The organism is Cyanobium sp. ATX-6F1, assembly GCF_047395825.1.
Taxonomy (GTDB): domain Bacteria; phylum Cyanobacteriota; class Cyanobacteriia; order PCC-6307; family Cyanobiaceae; genus ATX-6F1.
Window position 1 is genome coordinate 31,329 of record NZ_JBCEBF010000004.1, and the last position, 22,686, is coordinate 54,014.

The following is a 22,686-nucleotide window of genomic DNA, read 5'->3' on the forward strand; positions in this document are numbered from 1 at the left end:
TAAAGGCTGGCAACGTCGCCCCAGGTGCGTCCGTCAGGAGTGAGCCATCGGCCGATCCGCCCTGCAGCGCGCCCGCAGGGCGCTGATCAGCTTGCTCACCGCATCGGCTTGCCCCTGCAGCCCAAACGCCTCCCGCTCCACCGCCAGGTTCCCGTGGCCATAACGGGTGGTGAGGATGCCGCTGATCTCCCGCTCCACCACCGGCGCCAGGGTCACCTTCCAGCCGATCGGCCTCAACACCCCGCGGGGGCAACTCTGGGCGGCATGCACCGCCTCGTGCAGCACGGTCTGCCGGCCGATGCCCAGCTCGAACGCCACCGGCGCCACCCAAAGCGTCTTGCTTTTGGCCTCGAACAACCCGTAGATGCCGCTCCGCGGCGGCGCCTGCAGCAGCACGGTGAAGCCCCGTCGCCGCAGCTCTTTCACCAGCGGTTGCAACTCCGCCGGCAGGCTGTCCAGGCGTCTCGGGGCCAATGGCCCAGGGGCCAATGGCCCAGGGGCCAACGGCCCAGGAGCCAACGGCCCTTGCGCCAGAGCGGCAGCCAGCAACAGTGCAATCACGGCCACAGCCCCCCGAGGCGGATCCCGGCCCCCAGGGCGTGAACCATAACTAGTTCAGCCACCGCCGGGACCGCAGCCACCGCTGAGCAGTTCGGCCCGCAAGCCCTGCAGCGGCGGGGAGGCCGGGGCGCGGGGATCGAACAGCAAGGCCCAGGCCATGGGCACTTGCCCGCGGGCCAGCGCCCCCTCCACCGCGCGCTCCCAGGCCCTGGGATCGCGGCCCAGACGAGCCACCAGCTGCTCGCTGGAGCGCAGCACCGGTGCCGCCGCCGCCCGTAGCCGCACGCTGGCGAAGTGGCCGGCGGCTGTTCCGCGCGGGCGCAGGCGCAGCACCGCCAGCTCCCCTGGTTTCAGGGGTGCCAGGGGCCAGGGGATCGCTGTTCCCGCCCGTTGGCTCGCCGGGATCTGTGCGCTCCAGGGCCGCTGTCCGCCGCGCTCGATGCGCAGCTCGCCCAGTGGCTCGGCCACCACCAGGGTGGGCCTGGCGTTCGGCACGGTGCCGCCCACCCGGCCATCGGCGTCGCTCTCCACCCGCGGTGCGATCACGCAGATCTCCGGTTCGCTCTCGGTGGTTGGCGCCGCCCGGGCCCGGTCACCAGGCAGCAGGACCAACAGCAGCATTGCCCCCAGAGTGATGCGCCGCCAAGGTTCCGCGCGCCCCGCTGGGAGCGATGGAGCTTGATGGCGTCGGCGTTGGGGCAACAACGGCTTGGGATCGATCTCCCCATGCTGACGACCCGGAGGACGGCCCTACGATTTGGTTTCTGGTCTGGATCGGCCACCCATGCTGGCCGTCTGCGCCGCCCTGCTGCAGCTCAAGGGTGAACCCCTGGCCGGCGGCGTCCCCAGCGGTGGCGCCACCGTGCCCCTGGAGCGGGCCGCAGACGGCGACACCCCGGTGCTCAACCTGCGCACGGATCGAGGCAGCCTGCGGCTGTTGCTTGACACGGGGGCCTCCTCGTCGATGGTCACCCCCGCAGCGGCCCGGCGCCTGGGGCTCCGTTCCGAGCCCGTGCCCCCCGCCCACTTCGGCATGGCCGGCGGCGGCAGCGGCTGCGCCCAGCTGCGTCCCCGTCGCCTGCGCCTGGGTGACCTGCGCCTCGGTGGCGGTGCCGATCAGCTCCTGCTGCGCTCGGCGGAAGCCCTGGTGATGCCGGTGGCGGCCCTGCCGCCGGGGGTCGATGGGGTGCTGGGGGCGCCCCTGCTGAAGCGCCTGCCGGTCTGGATTGATCCCGTGGGCCAGCGCCTTCGCCTCGGGGAGGGCGCCGTGGCCCTGGCCGGCCCCACGCCCCCGCGCCGCACCCTGCCCCTGCGCTGGGCCCGGGGGGTGCCCCTGATTGAGCTCAGCAGCCCCCTGGGTCCGGTGGCGGCCCTGGCGGACACCGGCGCCGAGGGCCTGTTCCTCAGCCCCGCCCTGGCCAGGCGCCTGGGGCCGATCGGGCCGGGGGATCCGCTGCGGCTGGTGGGTTTCTGTGGGGAGCAGCAGGTGCGGCGTCAGCGTTTTGCTGGCTTGGGTCTTGGCCTGGGACCGGCCCCTGCCCAGGCCAGCGTTGAGGGGATCGTCACAGCGAATCCGATCTTTGCGGAGCTTCAGGTGGAGGCGATCGCCGGCCAGGAGTTGCTGCGCAGCCATCGCCAGCTCTGGCGCCTCGATCGGGTACCGCCCCAGCTGAGCCTGTGGTGAAGCCGTTCGCAGCCCTTCTGGCGGTGTCCCTGGCGCTGGTGCTGGCGCTCGCGGGCCTGTTCAGCCCAGCCCTGGCGTCGGGGGGCGCTGCCTCGCCCCTGGGCACCCCCACGGCTCCCTCACCGCTCTCCAGTGAGGTCCTGAGCGCGCGCGCCCCGTTCAACCAGAGCGCCCACTACCCCCTGGGCCAGCGCCCCGATCCCGCCCTCTACAGGCCCCATGCCGACTGGCTCGGGCGCTTGATCCTGCCCAGCGAGCGCGAGCTGGTCCAGGCCCCGGCCGCTCTCGGCCAGGACTGGGTCTGGATCGAACTGGAGCAAACCCCCGCGGAGCAGGCGCCGTTGCGGGGCCAGCGCCTGCGGCTGGGCTGGAAGGACGACCCCCGCCTGCGCCAGCTGGTGCGCGCGGTCAGCACCGACATCCGCCTGGATGACGCCGCCCGCGCGGCGATCGTCGATGGCAACGTGGTGCCCACTCGCCTCGATGGGCGCCGGCGGGTGGGGCCGCTGCAGTCCCTGGCCGGGGCCCGCCCCCGCGATGACGTGACCGTGGAACTGCGGGATGTGGCCCTGGTGGCTGCAGCTACGGGCGCCCCGAGCCTTCGCGTCGGCCGGCCGCCGATTCAGACCACCGGCCGCTGGGTGGCGCTGGTGCGGATCCTGGGCCCGACGCCAGCGTCGGCCGGTGGTGTCAGCTCCGATCGCTTCCGGGTGCAGCACTACGACAGCGAGGGGGGCGTTCAGCGGTCCGATCACGACCGTGCGCCTCCCCCAGCAGCCCCCCAACCGCTACGGCCGCTGGATGTCCAGTCCCCGCGGTCTTGCGAGCAACCCGATCGGCTATCAGGGCTGGTACCTCTACGGAGCCCCCGATGTCACCGGGCTGTTCACCGTCCAGTCCCTGCGCCCCCGGGCCCTGTTCCAACTCAAGGCCGACCAGCTGCTCCAGGGCCGCTCGACGCTCTGGCGTTACCTGCTGCGCGGCAACTGGGGCCCCGCCAGCCTGCAACGGGGACGCTTCTCGCGGGTGGAGCTCGCCCTGGCGGCTCCGGTTCCCTGGAGCCTGGGGGACCGCGGCCTGGTGATCCATACCTTCGGGGGCATCGGTGGCCGCCAGGCGGAGCCCGTGCCGTTCTTCACCGTCACCGGCCACTTCGCCTTCGGTGAGGCGGAGGTGGTGCGCGACCCGTTCACGGCTGAACTTCAGTTCGCCCTGCGCTACCACCAGATCTATGCCAACAATCCCGATGGGATCGTGGCCGGCACCCAGGACTGGAGCGCCTATGCCGGTGACCTGCGCCGGGGCTGGCTGGGCACTCGCCCGTTCTCCGATCTGGTGGTCAAACTCGACCTGTTCGATGAACCGGCCGGCCCTGAGGGCAGCGCTGACCCCCAGCGGTTGTCATTGCTGCGGGAACTGCAACTGCAGGCTGAAGTGCTGATGGCGCGCTACCGCAGTGGCGACGGCACCGGCTTCAACGGGGTGGGTGCGGCGATCTCCTGCGTGCAGGATTCCAGCCAGGCCCTGGCGATCGCCGTGGAGCGCCTGCGCCAGCGGCTGGCCTCGCTCCCCCGTTCAGGAAGCGGTTCAGGCCCCGGTTCCACCATGGAGTCTGAGCGGCTTGCCTCCCTCGATCGGCTCACCCGCTCCCTCGATGACCTGCTCACGCCCTTCGGCCAGATGCGCGCCGACTGGCGACGCAACGGGACCCTGGTGGATCAGGCGTCCGAAGGGATCGACGAGGGTGCCAGCTTCCGTCGCAACACCGGCCTGCGCGACACCCTGCTGAGCTGGCGCACGGTCCTGCCCCGCCGCGGCCACGACGATCTGGCCCGGGTGTTTCTGGGCCACGGCGCCCAGCTGCACGTGCTGCGCACCAACTTGATCCCCGGCGGCGACGATCGTCTCGCCCCGCTGGCCCCCACCGGAGTGTTGGGTCAACTCCCGCCCCTGGCCTCCCTGCTGCGCCGGATCGCCGATGCCCTGTTCATGCCCACCGGTGGGCGAACCGTGGCGCTGACCCTGGCGATCCTGGTGCCCTATGCCCTGGTGGCCCTCACGCTGGGGCATCGCTCCGGTTTCCTGCGCGAGCAAGTTTTGTGGGGGCCGCCGGGACTGTTGCTGCGCCATGCCCTGGGTTGGTTGCTGATGCCCGCGCTGCTGGAGGAGTTGTTGTTTCGTGTGGCCCTGCTGCCCCACCCGCTGGAGGGGGAAGGCCTCCCCGGCACGATCGCCTGGGGCGCCCTCAGCCTGGGGCTGTTCGTGATCTATCACCCCTGGCGGAGCGCACCTGGTACCCCGAGGCCAAGGGGGTGTTCCATGACCCGCGCTTCCTGGTGCAGTGCAGCCTGCTGGGCCTGGCCTGCCTCGTGGCCTACAACCTCAGCGGCTCCCTGTGGCCGCCGCTGGTCATCCACTGGCTGGCGGTCACGGTCTGGTTAGGGCCCCTGCAGGGCCACCGGCGCCTACGGGCACCACGGTGACGCCGATCGGGGCCAGGGCGATCACCGCCAGCTTCAGATGCTGCCAGCCGAAGGGGATGCCGATGATCGTCACGAAACAGGCCAGGGCCGAGCTGAGGTGACCGATCGCCAGCCACATCCCCGCCACCAGGAACCAGATCACGTTGCCGATGAACCCCAGCGGGCCCGTGCCCAGATCGCGCCGGCCGGTCAGCTCCAGGCGGCTGACGGCCTCCTTGCCGAAGGGAAAAACGAGAAGTTCCCGATCACGAAGCAGGCCCGGGCCCAGGGGAGCCCAACGATCGTGAGCGCCGCCACCAACCCGGCTAGCCACCAGCCCAGGCCCATCACCAGCCCTCCGAGCACGAACCAGATCAGGTTGAGCAACCAGCGGATCATGGGTGTGGCGCCTCAGGGTGTCTGAAGTCTGCCTGCGCTCGCCAGCAGGTCTCGCACGTCGCGGTCGCTGAGCTGCTCGAACTCCCTGAAGTGCTCCCCCACCGAGCGCAGTTCCCGTACGACGGCCAGGGCCACGATCTCGTCGACGAGGGGCTCCAGCAGCGGCAGCACCGCCGCATCGATCACCGGCACCGCCAGGATCAGCCGCTCCGGCCCCAGCCCGGCCAGGGATTGCAGCGCCGCCCGCGCGCTCATCCCCGTCGCCACCCCATCGTCGACGACGATCAGGCAACGGTTGTGCAGGGACGCTGCCGCAGGATCCCCGAACACCCGCTGGCGCCGCATCAGCTCCCTCTGTTGCTCCGCCACCAGCGTTCGCTCCTGCTGGGGGAGAGGTCCAGCTGCGCCCGGGCGCCCGCGTCCCAGAGCACCACCCCACCGGGGGCCACCGCGCCGATGGCGACCTCGGGGTTGAGGGGATGGCCGATCTTGCGCACCGCCCAGGTCTCCAGGGGTAAGGCCAGCGACCGGGCCAGCTCCGCCGCCACCGCCACGCCCCCTGGGCAGGGCGAGCACCACGGCGGTGGGGTGCTGGTGCCACTGCCCCAGCTGCGCCGCCAGGGCCCGGCCCGCCTCGGCCCGATCGTGCCAGTGGGCTGGAGGTTGTCTCCAGGGTCGTTCCATGGAGGAGTCCATGGCCGTGGCGCTCCGGGCGACACCGTCACCCCAGCATGGCAAGCGCTCAGACTGGCGGAGTTCAAGCAGACGGTCGCGTGTCTTGCCCCAAGTGCGGTAGTTGGTCGGTTCGGCGGGATCGCAGCCTGGCCGGTCGCATGGTCTGCGGCCGCTGCGGCACCCCGCTGGGGAGTCCGCCGCCAGGGCGGCGCAACGGGGCCGGGGTCAGGGTCGGCTCCAGCGTCTGGGGCTGCGGCTTCCCCAACGGGTGCCCCTCTGGGGCTGGCTTCTGGCCCTGGTGGGCCTGTCGGCGGTCCTGGCGGCGCTGCCGTCCCGCTCGCCGCTGCCCTCAGACCCCAGCCCCCTTCCATCCGGCCAGCTGGGCCGCTGAGACGGAACGCGCCAGGGCCCGAGCCGCCGGCAGGGCCGGTTCGAGGCGCTCGGAGCTGAAGGGGGCAGGCGCCGGCTGCGCAGCCAGGCCCCCCAGCGGAACTCATGGAACGGAATCAGTGGGGCCGGGGCGATCACCCCCTCGCGCTTGAGCTTCCAGACCAGGCTGCGGTAAGGGTCATCCTCCAGCGCCTCCAGCCGGCTCGGCAGCACGGCCGGCGCCAGGGGCCCGCGACCGCGGCCATCGAACAGGTAGAGCCAGCCGCGCTGGTGCAGGGCCTCAAGCACCTCGGCGCGGCTGCTCTGCTGGAGCTGCAGCACCACGTAGCCAAAGGTGCTGGCGGCCGGATCGAGCTCGATCAGGGCCCGGAGGCGATGGTGGCGGTCCACCATCCACAGCTCACCGTTGCCGCTGCGCACCAGGGGCACGGGTTTTTCCCTGAGGTAACCCCGGCGTTGATCGCGGTTTTCAGCTCGGAAGTCCTCACGCCGGCTGGTGACCTCCGCCAGACCCACACAGAGCTGGGTGGGTTGGAGATCCGCCAGCGCTACCTCCACCAGGGCGTCGGTGCGGGGCGGCGGGGGCGGCAGGGGGTCGTAGGGCGGGAGGCGCAGGGCCATCAAGGGGCGTCAGCCGAGGTGCTGAATCAGCTCATTAGCTGAATAGCGCACTTTCGCCAGGGTGGCGTACTTGTCGTCACCGCTGCGATAACCCGCGACCGCCACCACGGCGGAGTGATAAGGCGTGCCCTCCAGCCCCAGGATCCGGTCGTACTCGGCTGGCGAGAAACCTTCGATCGGCGTCGTGTCGACCCCCAGCAGGGCGGCGCAGGTGAGGAAGTTGCCCAGGGCGATGTACACCTGGTTGATCGCCCAGTGGTTGATCACGGCGCTGCGCGGGCCATTGATCAGGTCTTTGAGGATCAGGTCGCGGTAGAAACCAAGCGATTCGACCGGCACGCCCCGGGCGGCGCTGGTGGCGCTGATCAGCCGCTCCACGTCGGCCGCTTCGATCGTGCGCTGGGCCAGGAACACCACCAGGTGCGAGGCGTCGGTGATCTGGGATTGGTTCCAGGAATGGGGACGCAGTTCAGCGCGCAGCTCAGGGTTGGTGATCACCAGGAACTTCCAGGGCTGCAGGCCGTAGGAGGAGGGGGTGAGCACCAGGGCCTGCTCCAGGGCGGCCCAGGTTTCGGCGTCGATGCGGCGGCTGGGATCGAAGACCTTGGTGGCGTAGCGGTGGCGCAACACCTCCAGCAAGCTGCCGCTGCTGAGGCTCGGGGCGGTGGTGAGGGTCATGGCGCAGGCGGGCGGAAAAGCGATGGGCGGAACCTAAGCGGAGCGGTTCCGATTTCGCTGCATCCCTGCCTCCCCCTGGCGCGCGCAGCGGCGGCACCCAGACGCCAAAGGCCGCGCCCACGGACCGCTCTGCGCCCATGCCAGGGTCGGGGCCGCGGGGTGGTGGGATGAATCGCTTCACGGTGGTGCTCGATCTGGGGGGCAGTGGCGCCTGGATGACCAGAGCGCCCTGCACCGGGCCGTGCTCCGCGCCCAAGCCGCCCCCGGCGGACGGCTGGTGGTGCTGCAGAGCGGGGACGCCGATGGGCGCCTGCGGGGCCCGCACCAGCGGCGTCTGCTGGAGCAGGCGCTCGCGGCTCTGGCCGAGCGGTTGGCCGCTGTCGGGATCCCCCTGCTGTGTCCCGTTGGTGCCGACCTGGAGCAGACCCTGGGCGTGATCGCCCGCCACGGACCGCTCGTGGCGGTGGAGCGCTGCGGCAGCAACCAGCTCTTCGACGACTGGCCCTATGGCCGGGAGATCTTCCCCCGGGTGTTTTCCGATTTCCGGCGGGGTCTGGCGATCGAGCCGGAGGCGGCCCTGCCGGCGCCCGATCTGGGCGGCCTGGGGGACCCTGACCTGCTGCGGCACGAAGCCTGGCCGGAAGGTTGGCTTCCCGGTCAGCACCGTGATCCGCGCAGGAGCCAGGAGGCTGGCGTCGATCCGCGCAGCGCCTTCCCGTTTCGAGGTGATGAGACCAGCGCCCTGGCGCGGCTGGAGCACTACGTCCACCGCAGCGAGGGGTTGCGCCAGTACCGCGACACGCGTGATGCGGTCCTCGGCACCGAGGGCTCCTCGAAGTTCTCCCCCTGGCTGGCGATCGGGGCCCTTTCGGTGCGACGGATCTGGGCCGAGGTGCGCTCCTATGAGGCGCGCCAGGGCAGCGATCGGGGTTCGGAGTGGATGCTTCAGGAACTGCTCTGGCGTGAGTTTTTCCTCTGGACGGAGCGGCGCGACCCTGAGCGCTTCGCCAGCCTGGGCGGCACCCAGGGCCGTGCCTTTAGCTACGACGACGACCGGGAGCGCTTCGCCCGCTGGACCCGCGCCGACACGGGATCGCCCCTGATCGATGCCGCCCTGACCGAGCTCAAGGCAACGGGCTGGCTCTCCAACCGGGTGCGCCAATGGGTGGCCTCCGATTTCGTCCACCGCCTGCGCCTGCCCTGGCTCTGGGGGCCCGTTGGTTCGCCTGGCAACTGATCGACAGCTGCCCCAGCTCGAACATCGGCAACTGGTCCTACCTGGCTGGGGTGGGCGCCGATCCACGGAGTTTCGGCGCCGGGCCGCGACGCTTTGATCTCGAACGTCAGCTCCAGCGCTACGACCCCGAGGGAGCTACCTGCGCCACTGGTCGTCTGCTCGGGGGTCGTAATTAAGACGCAGCGTTGCCTGGATCCTCGCCTGGCATCTCTGGGGCACCGCCCAGATCGAGGCTGAGCTGGCCTGGATGCGGCTGCCCCTTGGTCTTCTGGCGAGGCCGCCCGGAGCCAGCTCGCCCGGCCTCACGGCGGCGGCGGCCCCCGCGCCGGGAGCCGTGGCGTTCATGGATGGCGCCGGCGATGGCGCGGAACGCCGTTCCCTGGCGCAGGCCCCAGACCCGCTCCCGCGCCTGCCGGGCCGCCTCGATCGGATCCACGATCGGCAGGGGTAATCCACCCCCAGCCGGCAGCCGGCCCGCTCCTGGGTGGCCGCGTCCATGGTCCAGGGTTCGTGGAGATGCACGGCGGGCACGGCGGAGAGCTCCGGCAGCCAGCGGCGGATGAACTGGCCCTCAGGATCGTGGTCGCGGCCCTGTTTGATCGGGTTGTAGATGCGCACGGTGTTGATGCCCGTGGTGCCCGCCTGCATCTGGCACTGGTTCCAGTGGATGCCGGGTTCGTAGTCGACGAACAGCCGCGCCAGCACCGCACCGCTGTCGCGCCAGTCGATCCAGAGGTGGTAGCTGGCCACCGCCATCAGCATCGCCCGCATGCGGAAGTTGATCCAGCCCCCGGCGATCAGGGCACGCATGCAGGCATCCACGAAGGGCAGGCCGGTGCGGCCTTCGGCCCAGGCCGCCAGCCGGGCCGGATCGGTGCGGCGCAGGCCGGCATAGACGGGGTGGGCCTCGCTGGCTTCCAGATCCGGCTGGCTTTCGAGCTTCTGGATGAAGTGGCAGTGCCAGTGCAGGCGTTCCTCGAAGGCCCGCAGCGCCCGCCGCCAGGAGCTGACCTCGGCGCCCGTGGCCGTCCCCAGCGCCCGTCGCCTGGAGCGGCAGGCCTGCACCACCTCCCGCAGGGAGAGGGTGCCGAACGCCAGGTGAGGCGAGAGGCGCGAACAGGCCTCGAAGGCGGTCAGCGGGCTGGAGAGCTGGCGGTGGTAGGCCCCGCCGCGCTCGCTCAAAAAGCTGTTCAGCGTCAGCAGGCCCTCGCGGCGGCCGCCCCGCTGGCGATCCGGGCAGGGATCGCACGCCAGCCCCAGGTCGTCGGCGCCGGGCAGGGGGCCGGGCTCCAGCCCAGAGCCTTCCGGCACCAGCGTCACAGGTGGTTGGAGCAGCGGCTGGGCCATGCGCTCCTCCCAGCGCCGGGCCCAGCCATTGCGCTCCCGCAGCCCCCGCACCACGCCGCCAGAGGGCCACTGGCGCCAGGGCAGGCCGCGTGAACGCGCCCAGGCGGCCACCTGGCGGTCACGCCCATAGCTCCAGCCGTTGCCGGTCTCCTGGTGACTCCACAGGCCCGCCACCAGTCCCTGGCGCTGCAACGCCTCCAGCACGTCCAGCACCTCGCCGACCCGCACCACCAGGGGCAAGCCAAGGCCCGCCAACTGCTCGCGCAGATCCAGGAGACTCTCGGCGCAGAAGGCCCATTGGCGGCCGGAGGCATCCGGCTGGGACCAGAGGCCGGGCTCAGCCACATACAGCGGCAAGACCGGGCCGTTGCGCGCCGCCTCCCTCAGCGGTGCGTGGTCGTGGATCCGCAGATCCCGCTTGAACCAGACCACCTGGGCTGCCATGGCCGGCAAGCTAGTGATGACCGAGGACCCGGCGCGACGCAACGCTCGAGCCGCGCCCCTGGCCAGGATGGAGGGATCAGCTTCCCCCTGCCCTGGCCATGGTCCGCTCACGTTCCCCAGGGTTGGAGTCCCTGGCGGCCCCTGGAGCCCAGGACTCCCCGGCGCCGCAGTTGGTGTTCGATGGGGGTTGTCCCTTCTGCCGTCACTTCGCCCTGCTCAGCGAGCTGCGCGGTGGTCTGCCCGGCCTGGTGATCCGCGATGGTCGCAGCGACCAGGCGCTGCGCCGGGAGCTGCGCCAGCGCGGCTTCGACCTCAGCCGTGGGGCGGTGCTGATCGATGGGGAGCGGCTGCTCCACGGGGCGGAGGCGATCCAGTGGCTCTGCGCTCGGATGAGGCCCAGTGCGCCGCTGCTGCGGCTGCTGGGGCCCTTGCTGGCGGACCCTGAACGGGCCGAAGCGCTCTATCCCCTGCTGCTGCTCGCCCGCCGCTGGGCCCTGGCCGCCAGGGGGCTGCCGGTGGATCCCGATCAGCCGGCCCGGCAAGCCTGAGCGCTCAGGCCCCGCTGTCCTGGCGCTGACAGGCGAAGCTGCTGATCACCCCCGGCTCTGCAGGAAGCGCGGGTGCTCGGGGTCCTCCACGCTCCACCACCACTGGCCGTCGCTGTAGCTGGGGGCGCCGGCGTTGTTGGTGCGGGGCAATTGCAGCACCTGTTCCCGCCAGCGCAGCAGCACCACCGCACCGGGCACGGTGCCCGCGGCGGTGTTGGGCAGATTCAAGGCATCGACCGCACCGTTCTCCACCTGGGCCTGCAGGGGGTCGCCGTCACAGAGGTAACGCTCAGGGGCAAGGGCGAAGGCTGGGGTGGCGAAGGCCAGCTCGAGCAGCAGCGCAAGCAGGGCGGCGAGCAGCACAACGAACCAGCTGTGGTGCGGCGATCCTCCGAAGCGGGTGAGGGTGCTGGGGCCGGAACCCGTTGCGGCGGAGCTGCTCAAATCAATTCGTCGAGATCAGAGCAGGCATCGCTGGCATGGCTGTGCCCCACGACCTGATCATTTACATGATGTTACAAACAGCGGGCGCCCCCGGGTGGATCTCGCCTGCACGGATTCCCTTCCCATCCGATCCGCCCCAGCGCGCTGCGGGGTTGCGAGGATCAGCGTTGGCCCGATGGCCCCGAAACCCCTTGGCTCTTCGCTACCGCCTGCGCCGGATCCTGTCGGGCCGTTTCGGGGCCACGGACAGGCGCGCTCCCCTGGTGCTGCAGCTTCAGGAGCGGCGCAGCCTCACGGCCACCTACCTGCTCTGGGCCCTGGCCTTCGTGGGCCTCTGTGGGATCCAGCGCTTCTACACCCGCCGCCCGTTCAGCGGTGCCCTGCTGCTGCTCACCTTCGGCGGCTGCGGTCTCGGCCAGCTGGTGGATCTGTTTCTGGTGCCCAGGCTGGTGCGCAGCGCCAACCGCATCGAGGGGCCGACGGCCTTGCCCCTGGACCGCCAATTGCTGGAGCTGGCCCGGCTTCGGGGCGAGGCGGGCTTCCACCCTCAACGACGCCCTGCTGGACCTGGAGCACCAGGAGCCGGTGCCGATCGAGCCGGTGCGCCAGGAAATCGAGCGCTTGCTGTTCGCCCATCTGCTCGATGTGGGCAATGACGAGCGCGGCCGGATCATTTACCGGGAGCCTTGAGCGCCAAGGGCGGCCCCAGCCGTGACCCGGCCGGGGTGGTTCCGGGCCCCGGCTCAGGAAGGAATGAACGAGCGCAGCTTGCGGGCATCGACGCCGGCGCGCTGCTGCAGCTCCTCGTCACTCAGCTGAGATTCCTCCCGCTCCAGGGCGGCCAGTACGTCGGCTTCACTGAGGGCGTAACCCTCGGATGCGGCCAGCTCCAGGAGAGCCTCCAGCTCCAGGGGGCCCTTCAGCTGGCTCTCCAGCACCGGAGTGCGGCGGGCGTGCTCCAGAAAGGCGTCGAGATCGGTGAGGCTCAAGGGGGTGAAGAGATGAGGTGGGTTCAGTCTTGACGGGATCGGCGAATGGCGGGGTTCAACTTGCTGATCTGAAGCAGGCCAATGATGGCCACCGGTCCCCAGAGCAGGTAAGGAACCAGGAGTCCTGCGGCGGCGGCCGACACCGGTGCCACGGCGCTCAGCAAGATCAACGCCCAGAGCCAGGCCACGGCCCCCAGAACCACCCCATTGCGCGGTGAACGGGTTGTGCAGACCAGCCAATTGACGCCTTGGGCCAGCACCACCAGGGCCAGGTAGCTGAAGAAGAGAGTCCAGGACCCGCGCGATTCCAGCGCAAGTCGGGCGGAAAAGTAGAAGCAGATGTAGAGCCCAAGCCAGATCCAGGTGACTTTGCTCTCGAAGTTGAACCAGCGGGGCCGATGCAGCTCCAGGTAGCGCTCATAGGCCTGGGAGCTGGGCTGGATCACCAGGTAAATGGTCCCCAGCGCCACGAGAAGGACGATCCAGGCGGGCATGGTGAAGACACTCGATCTCCGCTTGTCTATCAGCTGTTGGCAGCCGTTGGAGCATCGTGGGTGGCCAAGTTGGTCATTCAGTCGGTCGCTGCGGTGCGCACTCCATGACCCCTCCCCTCCCCAGCGATCCGATCAAGGGCGCGCCATCACCTGGATCCAATGGATCGGGGCAGGGCTGACGGCGACCTTGGCGGTGCTGTTCGTGGTGGCGATCCAGCGGCTGCAGGAGCAGAACCAGAGCCTGCGGCAGCTGGAGCAACGCCTCCAGGTCCTTGAGAACGCCCGCGCCCTGGAGCGCACCAACGCCCTCGAGCAGCAACTGCGCGCCACGGTGGAGCGGGTGCATGGGCTGGAGGACGACCAGGGCAGGGTGGCGGATCTGGCCCGAGCGCAGCAGCAGCTGGCCGATCAGGTGCAACGGCTGCAGAGCCTGCCCCCTGGAGGCAGCTTCGATGGGCTGGGGCTTGGCGGTGAGATCCCACCGGGCCTGCGCACCCCCAGCGCCAGGTCGCCGGCCGGCCGGCCCCCTCCCCCGTCCGGTGCCGCCCCGCCCGGGGCCTGAGCCCACCGCGCCGGGACCCGACCAGCTGTGAGCCTCCGAGTCGCCCTTCTTCAGCCATGAGCGTCTCTCCGGCCCGGCGGATGGCTGCGGTGCAGAGCCCCGTGATTCCTGTGCTGGGGGCGCTGATCCGAGCCACCCCCGGCACGTTGTCGCTGGGGCAGGGGATGGTGAGCTGGGGCCCGCCCCCCAGGTGCGCCAGGCGGTGGCGGCGGCGCTGGCGGGCTCCGGCCCTGATGAGGCCTCCAGGGAGCTCCCCGATCCAGCTCTTGATGGCTACGGGCCCGTGGCGGGCGACGCAGCTTTGCTGGGTCGGCTCGGCCGCCAGCTGCGGGAGGAGGACGGCTTTGATCTGGAGGCGAGCGAACTGCTGGTGACCGCCGGCAGCAACATGGCCTTCAACGCCCTGATGCAGGTGCTGCTGGACCCGGGCGACGAAGTGTTGCTGCCCGTGCCCTGGTACTTCAACCATGAGATGGCGGTGCGCCTGGCGGGGGGCGTGCCGGTGTCTGTGAGCGTCCCGGGCGCTGAGCTGGATCCCGAGCGGCTGGCGGCGCAGATCAGCCCGCGCACCCGGGCGATCGTCACCGTTTCCCCCAACAACCCCAGCGGCGCGGTGGTGCCGCGGCCGGTGCTGGAGGCGATCAACCATCTCTGCGCCAGCCGCGGCCTGGTGCACCTGCACGATGAGGCCTACCACCTGTTCACCTATGGGGGCGCCGTCCACTGGAGTCCCGGCCGTGCCCCCGGCAGCGGCGAGCACACGGTCACCCTGCGCTCGTTCTCGAAGGCCTATGGCATGGCCGGTTGGCGCCTGGGCCATGCGCTGGTGCCCCGGCCGCTGCTGGCGGATCTGGCCAAGATCCAAGACACCGTGCTGATCAGCCCGCCCCGGCTCACCCAGGTGGCCGCCCTGGCGGCGCTGGAGGCGGGCTCCGCCTGGTGCCGGCCACGCATCGAGGCGTTGGAGGAGCGGCGGCAGCGGGTGCTGGCGGCCCTCGACGTGCCCGGTGCTCCTTGGCGCCTGCTGGTGCGGCCCGAGGGTGCCTTCTATGCCCTGCTGGAGCTCGACACTCCCCTGACAGCGGACGTGGTGATGGAGCGGCTGGTGCGCGAGCACCGGGTGGCGCTGGTGAGTGGCAGCAGCTTCGGGCTCACGGGCTGTGCCCTGCGGCTCAGCTACGGGGTGCTGGAGGGGGCGGAGCTGGAGGAGGCCCTGGAGCGGCTGGTGGGCGGTCTTCACCACCTGGCGGGCGTGTCTTCGAATTAAGACCCCTGGACAGGATTGTTATGGTTGATACGGAAATTGTGAGCTCTGCTCCCTCCACCATGGCCAACGCCCCCACCAATTCACCTGCCCGCCAGGCCGCCCTGATTGATTCCCTGCGCCTGCGCTACAGCGCCGCCGTGGCTTCCGGTAATGCCGACGCCAAGCTCGCCCTGTTCAAGGAAGCCGCCTATCTCGACATCAAGGCCGAGCTGCTCGATCAGCCCGCCGTCGCGGCCTGAACCAGGTCCGAGCGCCCCAGTTGGTCGCGGTAGTGGGCTTGGTGGTGCAGGATGCGTCCCTCAAGCCCATGGGCCGGACCGGGTCTGAACCCCGGGCTCCCATAGGCCCGCTGGGCTGATTCCACCAAGGCACGGTCTTCTTCCAGGAAGGCCGCCATTTCATTGAGCTGCGCTTCGGCCCCGGCTGATCCCTCTGGCTGCCCGGCCAGGGTCAACTCCATCCGGCAGCGATCGAGTGCTTCGTGGTGAAAGCCGATCAGGGCCGTGGTGCCATCGGGCCAGAGCAGCACATGGTTCCAGGGGGGCACCGAAAAGGTGAGGAACTCCCCTGGCGCCTCGCCCGCGCCCGGCACCGGTGTGGCCAGCAGGTTGCACCAGCGGCCGAACACGTGCCGGTAGGCGCTCACGGGCCCCTGAAGTCGGTGCAGCGTGGTGGGATGGGCGATGGCGACGTGGTAGTCGTCGAGGGTGTTGTCGTGGGCGATCTTCCAGTTGCAGGCCAGGCTGCGCTGGCGCCGGCCCCAGAGGGGCAGCGCAGCTGCGGAAGCTGGCTCACCGACGCTCCAGCCGCCAACCTCCAGTAGCAGATCCAGCTGGTCGGCCAGGGATGGGCCTGGCTCACCGGCCTCTGGGCCGTGGGCAGGCAGGCGCACCCACAGAAAGGGTCCGCCGCGCTCGATCGCCACACTCACCAGGTCCCAGTCACGGCGCCTGAACGGCGCGCAGAACTCACCTTCCCGGGCCGCCGCCAGCAGGCGGCCATCGGGGGCGTAGGTCCAGCCGTGGTAGGGGCAGATCAGCTTGCGGCAGGCAGCGATCGAGGCCCCTGGCGCCAGCAGGGCCACGCCCCGGTGCGGGCACTGGTTCAGGAACGCCTTCGGCCCCATCCCAGTCGGGTGGGTGAGAACAAGCTCAACCCCCAGCAGCTCCCGGCTGAGCGCCGCCCCCGGCGGCAACTCCGACACCAGGGCGATCGGATGCCAGAAGCGGCGCGCGTAGACGAGCTGCTCCCACTCGGCGACTTCGGTGCAGTGGTAGAGCGCGGCGGGCAGAAAGGCTTGCCCATCGAACGTCGAGGCAACAGCCATCAGCCCATGGTGCTGTCAAGAACCCGCAGGTAGTTGGCCAGTTCTTCCCGCAGTTCCAGAAACGGCGCCGAGAGACGCAGGAAGGAGAGATCCCGGCGATCCAGCTTCCCTTCCACCGTGCGCACGATCCGTCCGGGCCGCGGCGCCATGATGTGCACGCGCTGGGCGAGCAGCAACGCCTCCTCCACGTCGTGGGTGATTAGCAGCGCCGTCAGGCCGGTGCGTTCCCAGAGTTGGTAGAGGAACTCCTGCATCGTCTCGCGGATCTGAAGATCCAGGGCGCCGAACGGCTCATCCAGCAGCAGCACCTTCGGGTCGGCGGCCAGGGCGCGGGCGATCGCCACCCGCTGTTGCATGCCGCCGGAGAGCTCCCGGGGCAGGCGCCGACCGGCATCGGAAAGCCCCACCACCTCCAGGAAGTAGGCGGTGCGCTCGTTCACCTCCCGCTTGGGGCGGCCCTGGAGTTGCATGCCGAAGGCCACGTTTTCGGCGGCGCTCAGCCAGGGGTACAGGCTGTACTTCTGGAACACCATGCCCCGGTCGGAACCCGGGCCCTTCACCGGCTGGCCGTCCACGGTGATCGTGCCGCAGCTTGGAAGCTCCAGGCCGGCCACCAGGCGCATCACCGTGGATTTGCCTAAACCTGAACTGCCCACCAGGGCGACGAACTCGCCCGAGTCGAGCTCCAGGTTGATGTCCTCGAGCACATGTTTGGCCTTGGTGCCGCTGCCGAAGGTCTTGCTGACGCCGGATACCGAGAGGTGCATGGGGAGGGGTCGGTGTCAGTTGGCCCAGGGGCAAGTCCGGCGCATCAGCAGCCGGAAGCTCAGATCAATCGCCAGACCGATCAGGCCGATCACGATCAGGCCCAGGAAGATCTCATCGGTTTTTAGGAAGCGCTGGGCGAGGGAGATGCGTTTGCCGAGGCCCTCGTTCGCGGCCACCAGCTCGGCCACGATCACCAGGTTCCAGGCCGAGGCCATGTTGATGCGGTAGGTGTCGATCACTTGGGGGCGATGAACGGCGCCACCACCTTCGTGACGATCTGAAAGCCGTGGCCCCCAAGCGTGAGCGCCGTTTCGCGGAGTTCGGAGGGCACGAACTTGACCGAATCCATGATCATCAAGGTGTTGAAGAACACCGTGCCGATGAAGATCAGCAGCACCTTGAGTTCTTCGCCCAGGCCGAAATAAATAATCAGCAGCGGGATGAAGGCGGGTGCCGGCATATAGCGGATCAGGCCCATCAGCGGCTCCAGCAGCTGGCAGATCACCCGACTGCAGCCCATGGCGATGCCGATCGGCAGCGACACCGCCGCCGAGAGGGCGAAACCCGCCCCCACCCGGCCCACGCTGGCCAGCAGATCCTTGATCAGGATGCCGCGGGCGTACTGCTCACTGCCTGCCCTCCAGACACCCTCGGGGCTGGGCAGAAAGAGTTTGTCGACAAGGCCGCTGGCGGCGACAAGTTGCCAGGCCAGCAGCACGGCGAGGATGCCGATCACCCCCAGCGACCAGGGGTGGCCCAGCCATTGCCTGACCCTCCCGGTATCGTCTCGGCTTCTGGTTGCCGTGGCACTCACTTGGCGGCGTCCACGAAGGTGGAATTCAGCAACTTGCTCAGGTCAGGCTTGGTTTTGGCCAGGCCTGTTTCCACCAGGAAGGCACTGAGTTCTTCGGCGGCGAACGGCAGGGAGGTCATGGTGGTGCCGGGCTTGAAGTTGGTGCGGTTCTCCTCAAGGGTCTGGATCGTGGTGCCGGCGTCGTAGGCCTTGAATTCGGCCTCGCTCACACCGGAGCGTTCCACAAGGATCGGCAGGGTGCCGGCGGGGTCGTCCTTGATGGTCTTGAGGGTGGCGAACCAGGCATTGACGATTTTCTGGATCTTCTCGGGGTTCTTGGCGACGAACTCCGTGCGACAGACCAAGAGGTCGCTGATGGCGCCGGGGTGGTCCTTGGAGGTGCTGAGTGCCTTGCTGCCGGGGCGCTTGAGCGCCTGGGTGGTGAAGGGGGCGTAGACACCGGCCGCATCGATCTTGCCGGCGGCGAAGGCGGCGGCGGCGGCGCCGGTCTCCAAGGGAACGAAGCTGATGTCTTTGGCGGAAAGGCCACCGTCCTTGAGAACCTTCAGGAGCAGGAAGTGATCGACGGTGCCTTCTTCAGCGGCCACCTTCTTGCCCTTGAGGCCGGCCACGGTGGTGATCTCCTTGGCGGCGATGATCTGGTCGTTGCCGGTGGAGAAGTCGTTCTGGAGCACGACCTGCAGATCGGCGCCGCCAGCGATCGAACTGATCGTGTCGTTCAGCGTTTGGCTGTTGCAGTCAAGCTGGCCGGCGTTGAGGGCGTTGATCGAATCGAGGTAGCCATCGAACCATTGCATGGCAACGGGAACGCCCTGGGCCTCGAAGAGTTTCTTGTCTTCGGTGACCTTCCAGGGGAACCAACCGGGCCAGGCGCTGTAGCCGATCTTCACGGGTGTGCTCTGGGTGACGGGTTTCTGGCAACCCACCAACAGGCCGGCGGAGAGGGCCGTGACCAGCGCTGAGGCGACCAGGCGTGTGCGGGAGGAGCTGCGGGCGAACGAGGAGCGCTTCATCGTGCAACGAGGGGAATGGTTGTGGACGGGAGATCAAAGCGGGGCTGCGATCGCAGGCCTTAAAAAACTCGAGATAGCGCTTGCGTTCCCATTCGGAAACGGCGCCGTGGTACGACTCCCATTCCTCACGTTTGTAAGTCACAAACGACTCGAACATGGCATCACCGAACACGCTTCTCGAGAGTGGATCGGCTGCAAACGCCTCAATCGCCTCGCCGAGGGTGCGCGGCAGCAGGTTGATGCCGCGCTCAGCGAGCTGCTCGGGGCTCAAGGTGTAGGCGTTCACCAGGTTGGCGGGGCCTGGATCCAGCCCTTCGCGAATGCCCTCGAGGCCCGCCGCCAGGATTATCGCTCCCCCCAGGTAGGGGTTGGCGGCGCTGTCGGCGGCGCGGCATTCCACCCGCCCTCCGGGGGAGGGGATGCGCAGCATGTTGGTGCGGTTGTTGTTGCCGTAGCAGATGAACACCGGCGCCCAGGTGAAGCCGCTCATTGAGCCCTGGGCCACCAGCCGCTTGTAGCTGTTGACCGTGGGGGCGATCACGGCACAGATCGCCGGGGCATGGCGCAGCACACCGGCGATGAACTGCCTGGCCAGGCCGCTGACGCTGGCTGGGGCGCCCGAGGGGCAGACGAACAGGTTCTCGCCGCTGCTCAGGTCGGCCAGGGACATGTTGTAGTGGGCGCCGCTGCCGGTGCGGTCGCTGAACGGCTTGGGCATGAACGAGGCCACCAACCCATGGGGGCGCACGATCTCCTTGGCCATCAGCCGGAAGAAGGTGAGCCGGTCGGCCATGGTGAGCACGTCGGCGTAGTTGAAGTCGATCTCGAACTGGCCGGGGCCATCCTCGTGATCGAAGGAGTAGACACCCCAGCCAAGGTCGTTCATGGCGCTCACCAGCTCATCGAGCCAGCCGAGGTTGTCGAGCAGACCGACCACGTCGTAGGCGGGCTTGTCGAGCACATCGCGCTCGCTGTAGGGAGCGATCTGGCCATCGGGGCCCTGGCGCAGCACGAAGAACTCGGTTTCGATCCCGAGGTTGAAGCGGTAACCCATGGCGGCGGCCTGGGCGCGGACGCGGTTGAGGATGTTGCGACTGCAGGCCTCGAACGGGACGCCGCCTAGATGCAGGTCGCTGGCCAGCCAGGCCACATCTTTTTCCAGGGCAGCACCGTGAGGCTGGCGGGGTCGGGCACGGCGGCCACCTCGTCATCGCTGACCTCCTGGGGCACGCCATCGAGGGCGGCGCCGGTGAACAGCTCAGAGCCGCCCAGCATCTGGCCCAGGTGGTCCAACGGCACGGCCTTGGCCTTGCTGACGCCGTGCAGATCCACGAAGGAGGCGAGGGCGTAGCGCACGCCCTTGGCCGAGAGCTCGGCCTTGAGATCGGAGCTGGAATGACTCATCGGGACACCAGGGCGGGGAAGGGCAAAACGTGAGCGGCCACCTGCTCCAGCAGCCACTGGTGCCAGGCGCCGAGGCCTTCGCCGCTACTGGCCGAGAGCAGGAACACGCGGGCCCGCGGGTTCACCTGATGCACGTGCTCCACAAACCGCTCCACCTGAACCGGCAGGTAAGGGAGCAGGTCGATCTTGGTGATCAGCACGCAGTCCGCCTCGCGGAACATCACCGGGTACTTGAGCGGCTTGTCGTCGCCCTCGGTGACGCTGAGCAGCGCCACCTTGAGGTGCTCGCCCACCTCAAACTCGGCCGGACAAACGAGGTTGCCGACGTTCTCCACCCAGAGCAGATCCAACGCGGCTGGATCGAGGCGCTGCTGCAGCAGCTTGAGGCCGCCGCTCACCATCGAGGCATCCAGGTGGCAGGCGCGGCCGGTGGTGATCGGCACCACGGGCACGCCCACCGCCTCCAACCGCTGGGCATCCAGCTGGGTGGTCATGTCGCCTTCGAGCACGGCCATCTCCAGGCGCGGGGTCAGGGCGGTGATCGTGCGCTCCAGCAGCGAGGTCTTGCCCGCTCCGGGGCTGCTCATCACATTGATGCAGAGCAGCCGCCAGGCATCGAAGTGCTCGCGGTTGTGCTCGGCCCGGTGCTGGTTGGCGGCCAGCAGGTTGATGCCGAGCGTGTCTTCCAATGGCATGTGCATGGGATCAGGGCGAGAGAACAGGGAGGGCTTGATTGCTGAAGACGTAGTCAATGGAGCGGATGCGCAATTCACGCCCAGAGACGATCTCCTCCATCGGGTGATCGCAGCAGGGGGAGCGATAGGCGTTCTCTTGCTCGGGGGTGTAGAGCGACTCGCAGCGCACACAACGGGCGCGCAAGGGCACGGTTTCGATGCGCAGCTCGCTGCCAGCCAGCCAGCTCCCCTGCACCGCCGCCCCAAAGGTGAACACCAAGGCATCGGGTTCGACGCAGGTGAAGGTGCCCACCTCCAGGTGCACCACGCTCACTTCAGGCTCGTTGGGCTGGTGCTGGGCTTTCCACTCATTGAGGGAGAGCAGCAGGCACTTGGTCATGTCGACTTCGTGCATGGCTCATCTCCACTTCTGATCGACCTGCATGTTGCAGGTCTCATGCAGCCATGCGGGCTTCTCCTTGCGCGGCAGCTGGCCGCTCACCACCAGATGGGCCATCACATCGCAGATCACGCGGGTGGCCATCAGCGAGGTAATGTCGCTGACGTCGTAGGGAGGCGACACCTCCACCACCTCAATGCCGCAGACGGGCACGTTGCGCACGATCAGCTCCAGCAGCTTGAGCGCCTCGCGCGGCAGCAGGCCGCCGGGCTCGGGCCAGCCGGTGCCGGGTACGAAGCCGGCGTCGATGCAGTCGATGTCGAAGGAGATCCAGACGCAGTCGGTGCCATCGGTGGCGCGATCGATCGCGAACTGGGCGGCCGCCTCGAGGCCCATGTCGCAGATGTCGGTGACGGTTAGCACATTGGTGCCCCGCTCCCGGCAGACCTTCACCCCCTCCCGGGGCACCTGCCAGCCGCCGATGCCCAGCTGCACCAGATTTTTGGCCGGGGCGTTGGCCATGTTGGTGGCATGGAACCAGGGGCAGGTGTGCATGCGCTCGTCGAGGTCGATCTCCTGGGTGTCGACGTGGCGATCGAAGTGGATGATCCCCACCTTTTTGTCGCCCAGGTGACGGCAGACCCCGCGCACGGTGGGGAAGCCGATCGAGTGGTCGCCGCCGAGGATGATCGGGAAGGCGCCACTGGCGAAGACGTGGGCGACGCCCTTGGAGATCTGATCGAACGACTTCTCGTTGTTGGCGGGGATCGTGAAGATGTCGCCGACATCGCAGAGCTTGATCGACTCACGCAGGTCGACCCCCATCTCGTAGTTGTAGGGGGTGTAGAGGGCGGAGATGCGGCGGATGCCCTGGGGCCCGAAGCGTGTGCCAGGCCGGTAGGTGGTGCCGCAGTCGTGGGGCACCCCGACGATCGCCACGTCGAACTCGCCGACCCGGTGGACATCTTCGATGTAGGGCGCCTTCATGAAGGTGTTGATGCCCGCGTAGTGGGGCAGCTCACCGCGCGAAAAGGTGGAGATGCGCCGATCGACGATGCTTTCGGCCGCCTCCAGCCCGTAGCGCAGGCCCTGATCCACCTCCTGTTGCCAGCCCGTGAGCGGCAGGCGGGCTTCCTTTTCGAGCGCTTCGGCGCCCTGGCTCAGACGGGGGCGCTCAAAGGCCCCTTCGGGACCTGAAATCTCTGTCATGACCGGGTTCACGGATGGGGGCGAGGCGGTCTCCCGGGCTTTTATCCCTCCGTGCCACCGGGCGAACCCGGCGTGTTTCTCTCGGACCAGACGAGGCGAAAGGGCGGCCAAGGCAACCAATTCGCAACCGGAACCCTAGAAACTTCATCCGCTGCGCCATGCTCCCCCTTGCCGCTGGGCGGAGTTGTGATGACCGTTACCGAGTCGGGCCAAGGGGGCCAGAGCGATGCAGGCGGACGGGGTCTCCAGGAACTGGTGGGTAGCACCGATGCAGC

General features: G+C 69.1%; 23 protein-coding genes, 5 pseudogenes and 1 riboswitch. Of the genes and pseudogenes, 8 read left to right on the forward strand and 20 right to left on the reverse strand.

What is annotated here, in order from left to right:
• Nucleotides 1-33 precede the first annotated feature (33 nt).
• On the reverse strand, nucleotides 34-474 hold the full coding sequence (locus AAF143_RS18340) for a hypothetical protein (RefSeq protein WP_255007255.1): 441 nt from the start codon (nucleotides 472-474) through the stop codon (nucleotides 34-36).
• A 141-nt stretch (nucleotides 475-615) separates the two neighbouring features.
• A complete protein-coding gene (locus AAF143_RS18345) occupies nucleotides 616-1,182 on the reverse strand; it encodes a hypothetical protein (protein WP_255007257.1) in 567 nt (188 codons plus the stop codon).
• Between the two features lie 163 nt (nucleotides 1,183-1,345).
• Here AAF143_RS18345 and AAF143_RS18350 point away from each other — a divergent pair, with 163 nt between their 5' ends.
• Both AAF143_RS18350 and AAF143_RS18355 read left to right on the forward strand, forming a co-directional pair.
• The gene (locus AAF143_RS18350; protein WP_255007259.1) at nucleotides 1,346-2,245 is read left to right on the forward strand and encodes an aspartyl protease family protein; all 900 of its coding nucleotides are present in this window, start codon (nucleotides 1,346-1,348) and stop codon (nucleotides 2,243-2,245) included.
• Between the two features lie 801 nt (nucleotides 2,246-3,046).
• Complete coding sequence (locus AAF143_RS18355) at nucleotides 3,047-4,687, forward strand: CPBP family intramembrane glutamate endopeptidase (protein ID WP_414027563.1); 1,641 nt, start codon at nucleotides 3,047-3,049, stop codon at nucleotides 4,685-4,687.
• Here the strand turns inward: AAF143_RS18355 and AAF143_RS18360 are convergent.
• The 5 genes and pseudogenes from AAF143_RS18360 to AAF143_RS18380 form a co-directional block, all read right to left on the reverse strand.
• Nucleotides 4,673-5,106: pseudogene (locus AAF143_RS18360) on the reverse strand (YccF domain-containing protein). The gene AAF143_RS18355 and the pseudogene AAF143_RS18360 overlap by 15 nt on opposite strands.
• A 12-nt stretch (nucleotides 5,107-5,118) precedes the next feature.
• The gene (locus AAF143_RS18365) at nucleotides 5,119-5,475 is read right to left on the reverse strand and encodes a hypothetical protein (RefSeq protein ID WP_414027564.1); all 357 of its coding nucleotides are present in this window, start codon (nucleotides 5,473-5,475) and stop codon (nucleotides 5,119-5,121) included.
• Nucleotides 5,451-5,831, reverse strand: coding sequence for a hypothetical protein (locus AAF143_RS18370; RefSeq protein WP_414027565.1), 381 nt, complete (start codon nucleotides 5,829-5,831; stop codon nucleotides 5,451-5,453). Before AAF143_RS18370 ends, AAF143_RS18365 begins: the two co-directional genes overlap by 25 nt.
• A gap of 299 nt (nucleotides 5,832-6,130) precedes the next feature.
• Nucleotides 6,131-6,792, reverse strand: a pseudogene (locus AAF143_RS18375) (ParB-like protein).
• A gap of 9 nt (nucleotides 6,793-6,801) precedes the next feature.
• Entirely contained in the window at nucleotides 6,802-7,470 is a 669-nt protein-coding gene (locus tag AAF143_RS18380; protein WP_255007270.1) for an NAD(P)H-dependent oxidoreductase, read from the reverse strand.
• A 940-nt stretch (nucleotides 7,471-8,410) separates the two neighbouring features.
• Between AAF143_RS18380 and AAF143_RS18385 the strand changes: the two are divergent.
• Nucleotides 8,411-8,883, forward strand: a pseudogene (locus tag AAF143_RS18385) (FAD-binding domain-containing protein).
• Here the strand turns inward: AAF143_RS18385 and AAF143_RS18390 are convergent.
• A complete protein-coding gene (locus AAF143_RS18390; RefSeq protein ID WP_414027566.1) occupies nucleotides 8,843-10,498 on the reverse strand; it encodes an FAD-binding domain-containing protein in 1,656 nt (551 codons plus the stop codon). The pseudogene AAF143_RS18385 and the gene AAF143_RS18390 sit on opposite strands and share 41 nt — an antisense overlap.
• A 98-nt stretch (nucleotides 10,499-10,596) precedes the next feature.
• Here AAF143_RS18390 and AAF143_RS18395 point away from each other — a divergent pair, with 98 nt between their 5' ends.
• Nucleotides 10,597-11,046 carry a DUF393 domain-containing protein gene (locus AAF143_RS18395; protein ID WP_255007275.1) on the forward strand — a complete coding sequence of 150 codons (450 nt, stop codon included), beginning with the start codon at nucleotides 10,597-10,599 and terminating at the stop codon, nucleotides 11,044-11,046.
• A gap of 45 nt (nucleotides 11,047-11,091) precedes the next feature.
• Here the strand turns inward: AAF143_RS18395 and AAF143_RS18400 are convergent, their stop codons facing one another.
• A complete protein-coding gene (locus AAF143_RS18400) occupies nucleotides 11,092-11,490 on the reverse strand; it encodes a hypothetical protein (protein WP_414027567.1) in 399 nt (132 codons plus the stop codon).
• A 191-nt stretch (nucleotides 11,491-11,681) separates the two neighbouring features.
• On the opposite strand from AAF143_RS18400, the gene AAF143_RS18405 reads away from it, so the two are divergent.
• Nucleotides 11,682-12,146, forward strand: a complete 465-nt coding sequence (locus AAF143_RS18405; protein ID WP_414027568.1) for a TM2 domain-containing protein — start codon at nucleotides 11,682-11,684, stop codon at nucleotides 12,144-12,146.
• A gap of 87 nt (nucleotides 12,147-12,233) precedes the next feature.
• Here AAF143_RS18405 and AAF143_RS18410 read toward each other — a convergent pair whose 3' ends face one another.
• Nucleotides 12,234-12,479 (reverse strand): Nif11-like leader peptide family RiPP precursor, encoded by a 246-nt coding sequence (locus tag AAF143_RS18410; RefSeq protein ID WP_255007278.1) that lies wholly within the window; start codon nucleotides 12,477-12,479, stop codon nucleotides 12,234-12,236.
• Between the two features lie 23 nt (nucleotides 12,480-12,502).
• Nucleotides 12,503-12,973, reverse strand: a complete 471-nt coding sequence (locus tag AAF143_RS18415) for a tryptophan-rich sensory protein (RefSeq protein WP_261358860.1) — start codon at nucleotides 12,971-12,973, stop codon at nucleotides 12,503-12,505.
• A 187-nt stretch (nucleotides 12,974-13,160) separates the two neighbouring features.
• On the opposite strand from AAF143_RS18415, the gene AAF143_RS18420 reads away from it, so the two are divergent.
• The 3 genes from AAF143_RS18420 to AAF143_RS18430 all read left to right on the forward strand — a co-directional run bounded on the left by AAF143_RS18420 (nucleotide 13,161) and on the right by AAF143_RS18430 (nucleotide 15,041).
• Nucleotides 13,161-13,535 carry a hypothetical protein gene (locus tag AAF143_RS18420; protein ID WP_414027569.1) on the forward strand — a complete coding sequence of 125 codons (375 nt, stop codon included), beginning with the start codon at nucleotides 13,161-13,163 and terminating at the stop codon, nucleotides 13,533-13,535.
• Between the two features lie 190 nt (nucleotides 13,536-13,725).
• The gene (locus AAF143_RS18425; RefSeq protein WP_414027570.1) at nucleotides 13,726-14,802 is read left to right on the forward strand and encodes an aminotransferase class I/II-fold pyridoxal phosphate-dependent enzyme; all 1,077 of its coding nucleotides are present in this window, start codon (nucleotides 13,726-13,728) and stop codon (nucleotides 14,800-14,802) included.
• Nucleotides 14,803-14,840: 38 nt separating this feature from the next.
• Complete coding sequence (locus tag AAF143_RS18430) at nucleotides 14,841-15,041, forward strand: hypothetical protein (RefSeq protein ID WP_255007286.1); 201 nt, start codon at nucleotides 14,841-14,843, stop codon at nucleotides 15,039-15,041.
• Here the strand turns inward: AAF143_RS18430 and AAF143_RS18435 are convergent.
• The 9 genes and pseudogenes from AAF143_RS18435 to speB form a co-directional block, all read right to left on the reverse strand.
• Nucleotides 15,020-16,129, reverse strand: a complete 1,110-nt coding sequence (locus AAF143_RS18435) for an aromatic ring-hydroxylating oxygenase subunit alpha (RefSeq protein ID WP_255007288.1) — start codon at nucleotides 16,127-16,129, stop codon at nucleotides 15,020-15,022. The two genes, AAF143_RS18430 and AAF143_RS18435, sit on opposite strands and share 22 nt — an antisense overlap.
• Nucleotides 16,129-16,896 (reverse strand): ABC transporter ATP-binding protein, encoded by a 768-nt coding sequence (locus AAF143_RS18440; RefSeq protein WP_255007289.1) that lies wholly within the window; start codon nucleotides 16,894-16,896, stop codon nucleotides 16,129-16,131. Before AAF143_RS18440 ends, AAF143_RS18435 begins: the two co-directional genes overlap by 1 nt.
• 15 nt (nucleotides 16,897-16,911) lie before the next feature.
• A pseudogene (locus AAF143_RS18445) lies at nucleotides 16,912-17,417 on the reverse strand (ABC transporter permease).
• A 290-nt stretch (nucleotides 17,418-17,707) separates the two neighbouring features.
• A complete protein-coding gene (locus AAF143_RS18450; protein WP_255007292.1) occupies nucleotides 17,708-18,724 on the reverse strand; it encodes an ABC transporter substrate-binding protein in 1,017 nt (338 codons plus the stop codon).
• A 127-nt stretch (nucleotides 18,725-18,851) separates the two neighbouring features.
• A pseudogene (locus tag AAF143_RS18455) lies at nucleotides 18,852-19,874 on the reverse strand (type III glutamate--ammonia ligase); the annotation flags it as partial.
• The gene (locus AAF143_RS18460) at nucleotides 19,844-20,128 is read right to left on the reverse strand and encodes a hypothetical protein (RefSeq protein WP_414027571.1); all 285 of its coding nucleotides are present in this window, start codon (nucleotides 20,126-20,128) and stop codon (nucleotides 19,844-19,846) included. The pseudogene AAF143_RS18455 and the gene AAF143_RS18460, both read right to left, overlap by 31 nt.
• The gene (gene hypB / locus AAF143_RS18465) at nucleotides 20,125-20,829 is read right to left on the reverse strand and encodes a hydrogenase nickel incorporation protein HypB (RefSeq protein WP_255007296.1); all 705 of its coding nucleotides are present in this window, start codon (nucleotides 20,827-20,829) and stop codon (nucleotides 20,125-20,127) included. The genes AAF143_RS18460 and hypB overlap by 4 nt, the downstream gene beginning before the upstream one ends.
• A gap of 4 nt (nucleotides 20,830-20,833) precedes the next feature.
• On the reverse strand, nucleotides 20,834-21,217 hold the full coding sequence (locus AAF143_RS18470) for a hydrogenase maturation nickel metallochaperone HypA (RefSeq protein WP_255007298.1): 384 nt from the start codon (nucleotides 21,215-21,217) through the stop codon (nucleotides 20,834-20,836).
• A gap of 3 nt (nucleotides 21,218-21,220) precedes the next feature.
• Nucleotides 21,221-22,411, reverse strand: coding sequence for an agmatinase (speB, locus tag AAF143_RS18475; protein WP_255007300.1), 1,191 nt, complete (start codon nucleotides 22,409-22,411; stop codon nucleotides 21,221-21,223).
• A gap of 28 nt (nucleotides 22,412-22,439) precedes the next feature.
• Nucleotides 22,440-22,561: riboswitch (guanidine-I (ykkC/yxkD leader) on the reverse strand.
• Nucleotides 22,562-22,686: the final 125 nt, after the last annotated feature.

Excerpts from the sequence above, each read along its gene's own strand:
- speB (WP_255007300.1), bottom strand. The coding sequence starts at position 22,411 with ATGACAGAGATTTCAGGTCCCGAAGGGGCCTTTGAGCGCCCCCGTCTG.
- AAF143_RS18380 (WP_255007270.1), bottom strand. The coding sequence starts at position 7,470 with ATGACCCTCACCACCGCCCCGAGCCTCAGCAGCGGCAGCTTGCTGGAG.
- AAF143_RS18355 (WP_414027563.1), top strand. The coding sequence starts at position 3,047 with ATGTCCAGTCCCCGCGGTCTTGCGAGCAACCCGATCGGCTATCAGGGC.
- AAF143_RS18460 (WP_414027571.1), bottom strand. The coding sequence starts at position 20,128 with ATGAGTCATTCCAGCTCCGATCTCAAGGCCGAGCTCTCGGCCAAGGGC.
- AAF143_RS18350 (WP_255007259.1), top strand. The coding sequence starts at position 1,346 with ATGCTGGCCGTCTGCGCCGCCCTGCTGCAGCTCAAGGGTGAACCCCTG.
- AAF143_RS18470 (WP_255007298.1), bottom strand. The coding sequence starts at position 21,217 with ATGCACGAAGTCGACATGACCAAGTGCCTGCTGCTCTCCCTCAATGAG.
- AAF143_RS18435 (WP_255007288.1), bottom strand. The coding sequence starts at position 16,129 with ATGGCTGTTGCCTCGACGTTCGATGGGCAAGCCTTTCTGCCCGCCGCG.
- hypB (WP_255007296.1), bottom strand. The coding sequence starts at position 20,829 with ATGCACATGCCATTGGAAGACACGCTCGGCATCAACCTGCTGGCCGCC.
- AAF143_RS18395 (WP_255007275.1), top strand. The coding sequence starts at position 10,597 with ATGGTCCGCTCACGTTCCCCAGGGTTGGAGTCCCTGGCGGCCCCTGGA.
- AAF143_RS18390 (WP_414027566.1), bottom strand. The coding sequence starts at position 10,498 with ATGGCAGCCCAGGTGGTCTGGTTCAAGCGGGATCTGCGGATCCACGAC.
- AAF143_RS18345 (WP_255007257.1), bottom strand. The coding sequence starts at position 1,182 with ATGCTGCTGTTGGTCCTGCTGCCTGGTGACCGGGCCCGGGCGGCGCCA.
- AAF143_RS18450 (WP_255007292.1), bottom strand. The coding sequence starts at position 18,724 with ATGAAGCGCTCCTCGTTCGCCCGCAGCTCCTCCCGCACACGCCTGGTC.
- AAF143_RS18415 (WP_261358860.1), bottom strand. The coding sequence starts at position 12,973 with ATGCCCGCCTGGATCGTCCTTCTCGTGGCGCTGGGGACCATTTACCTG.
- AAF143_RS18440 (WP_255007289.1), bottom strand. The coding sequence starts at position 16,896 with ATGCACCTCTCGGTATCCGGCGTCAGCAAGACCTTCGGCAGCGGCACC.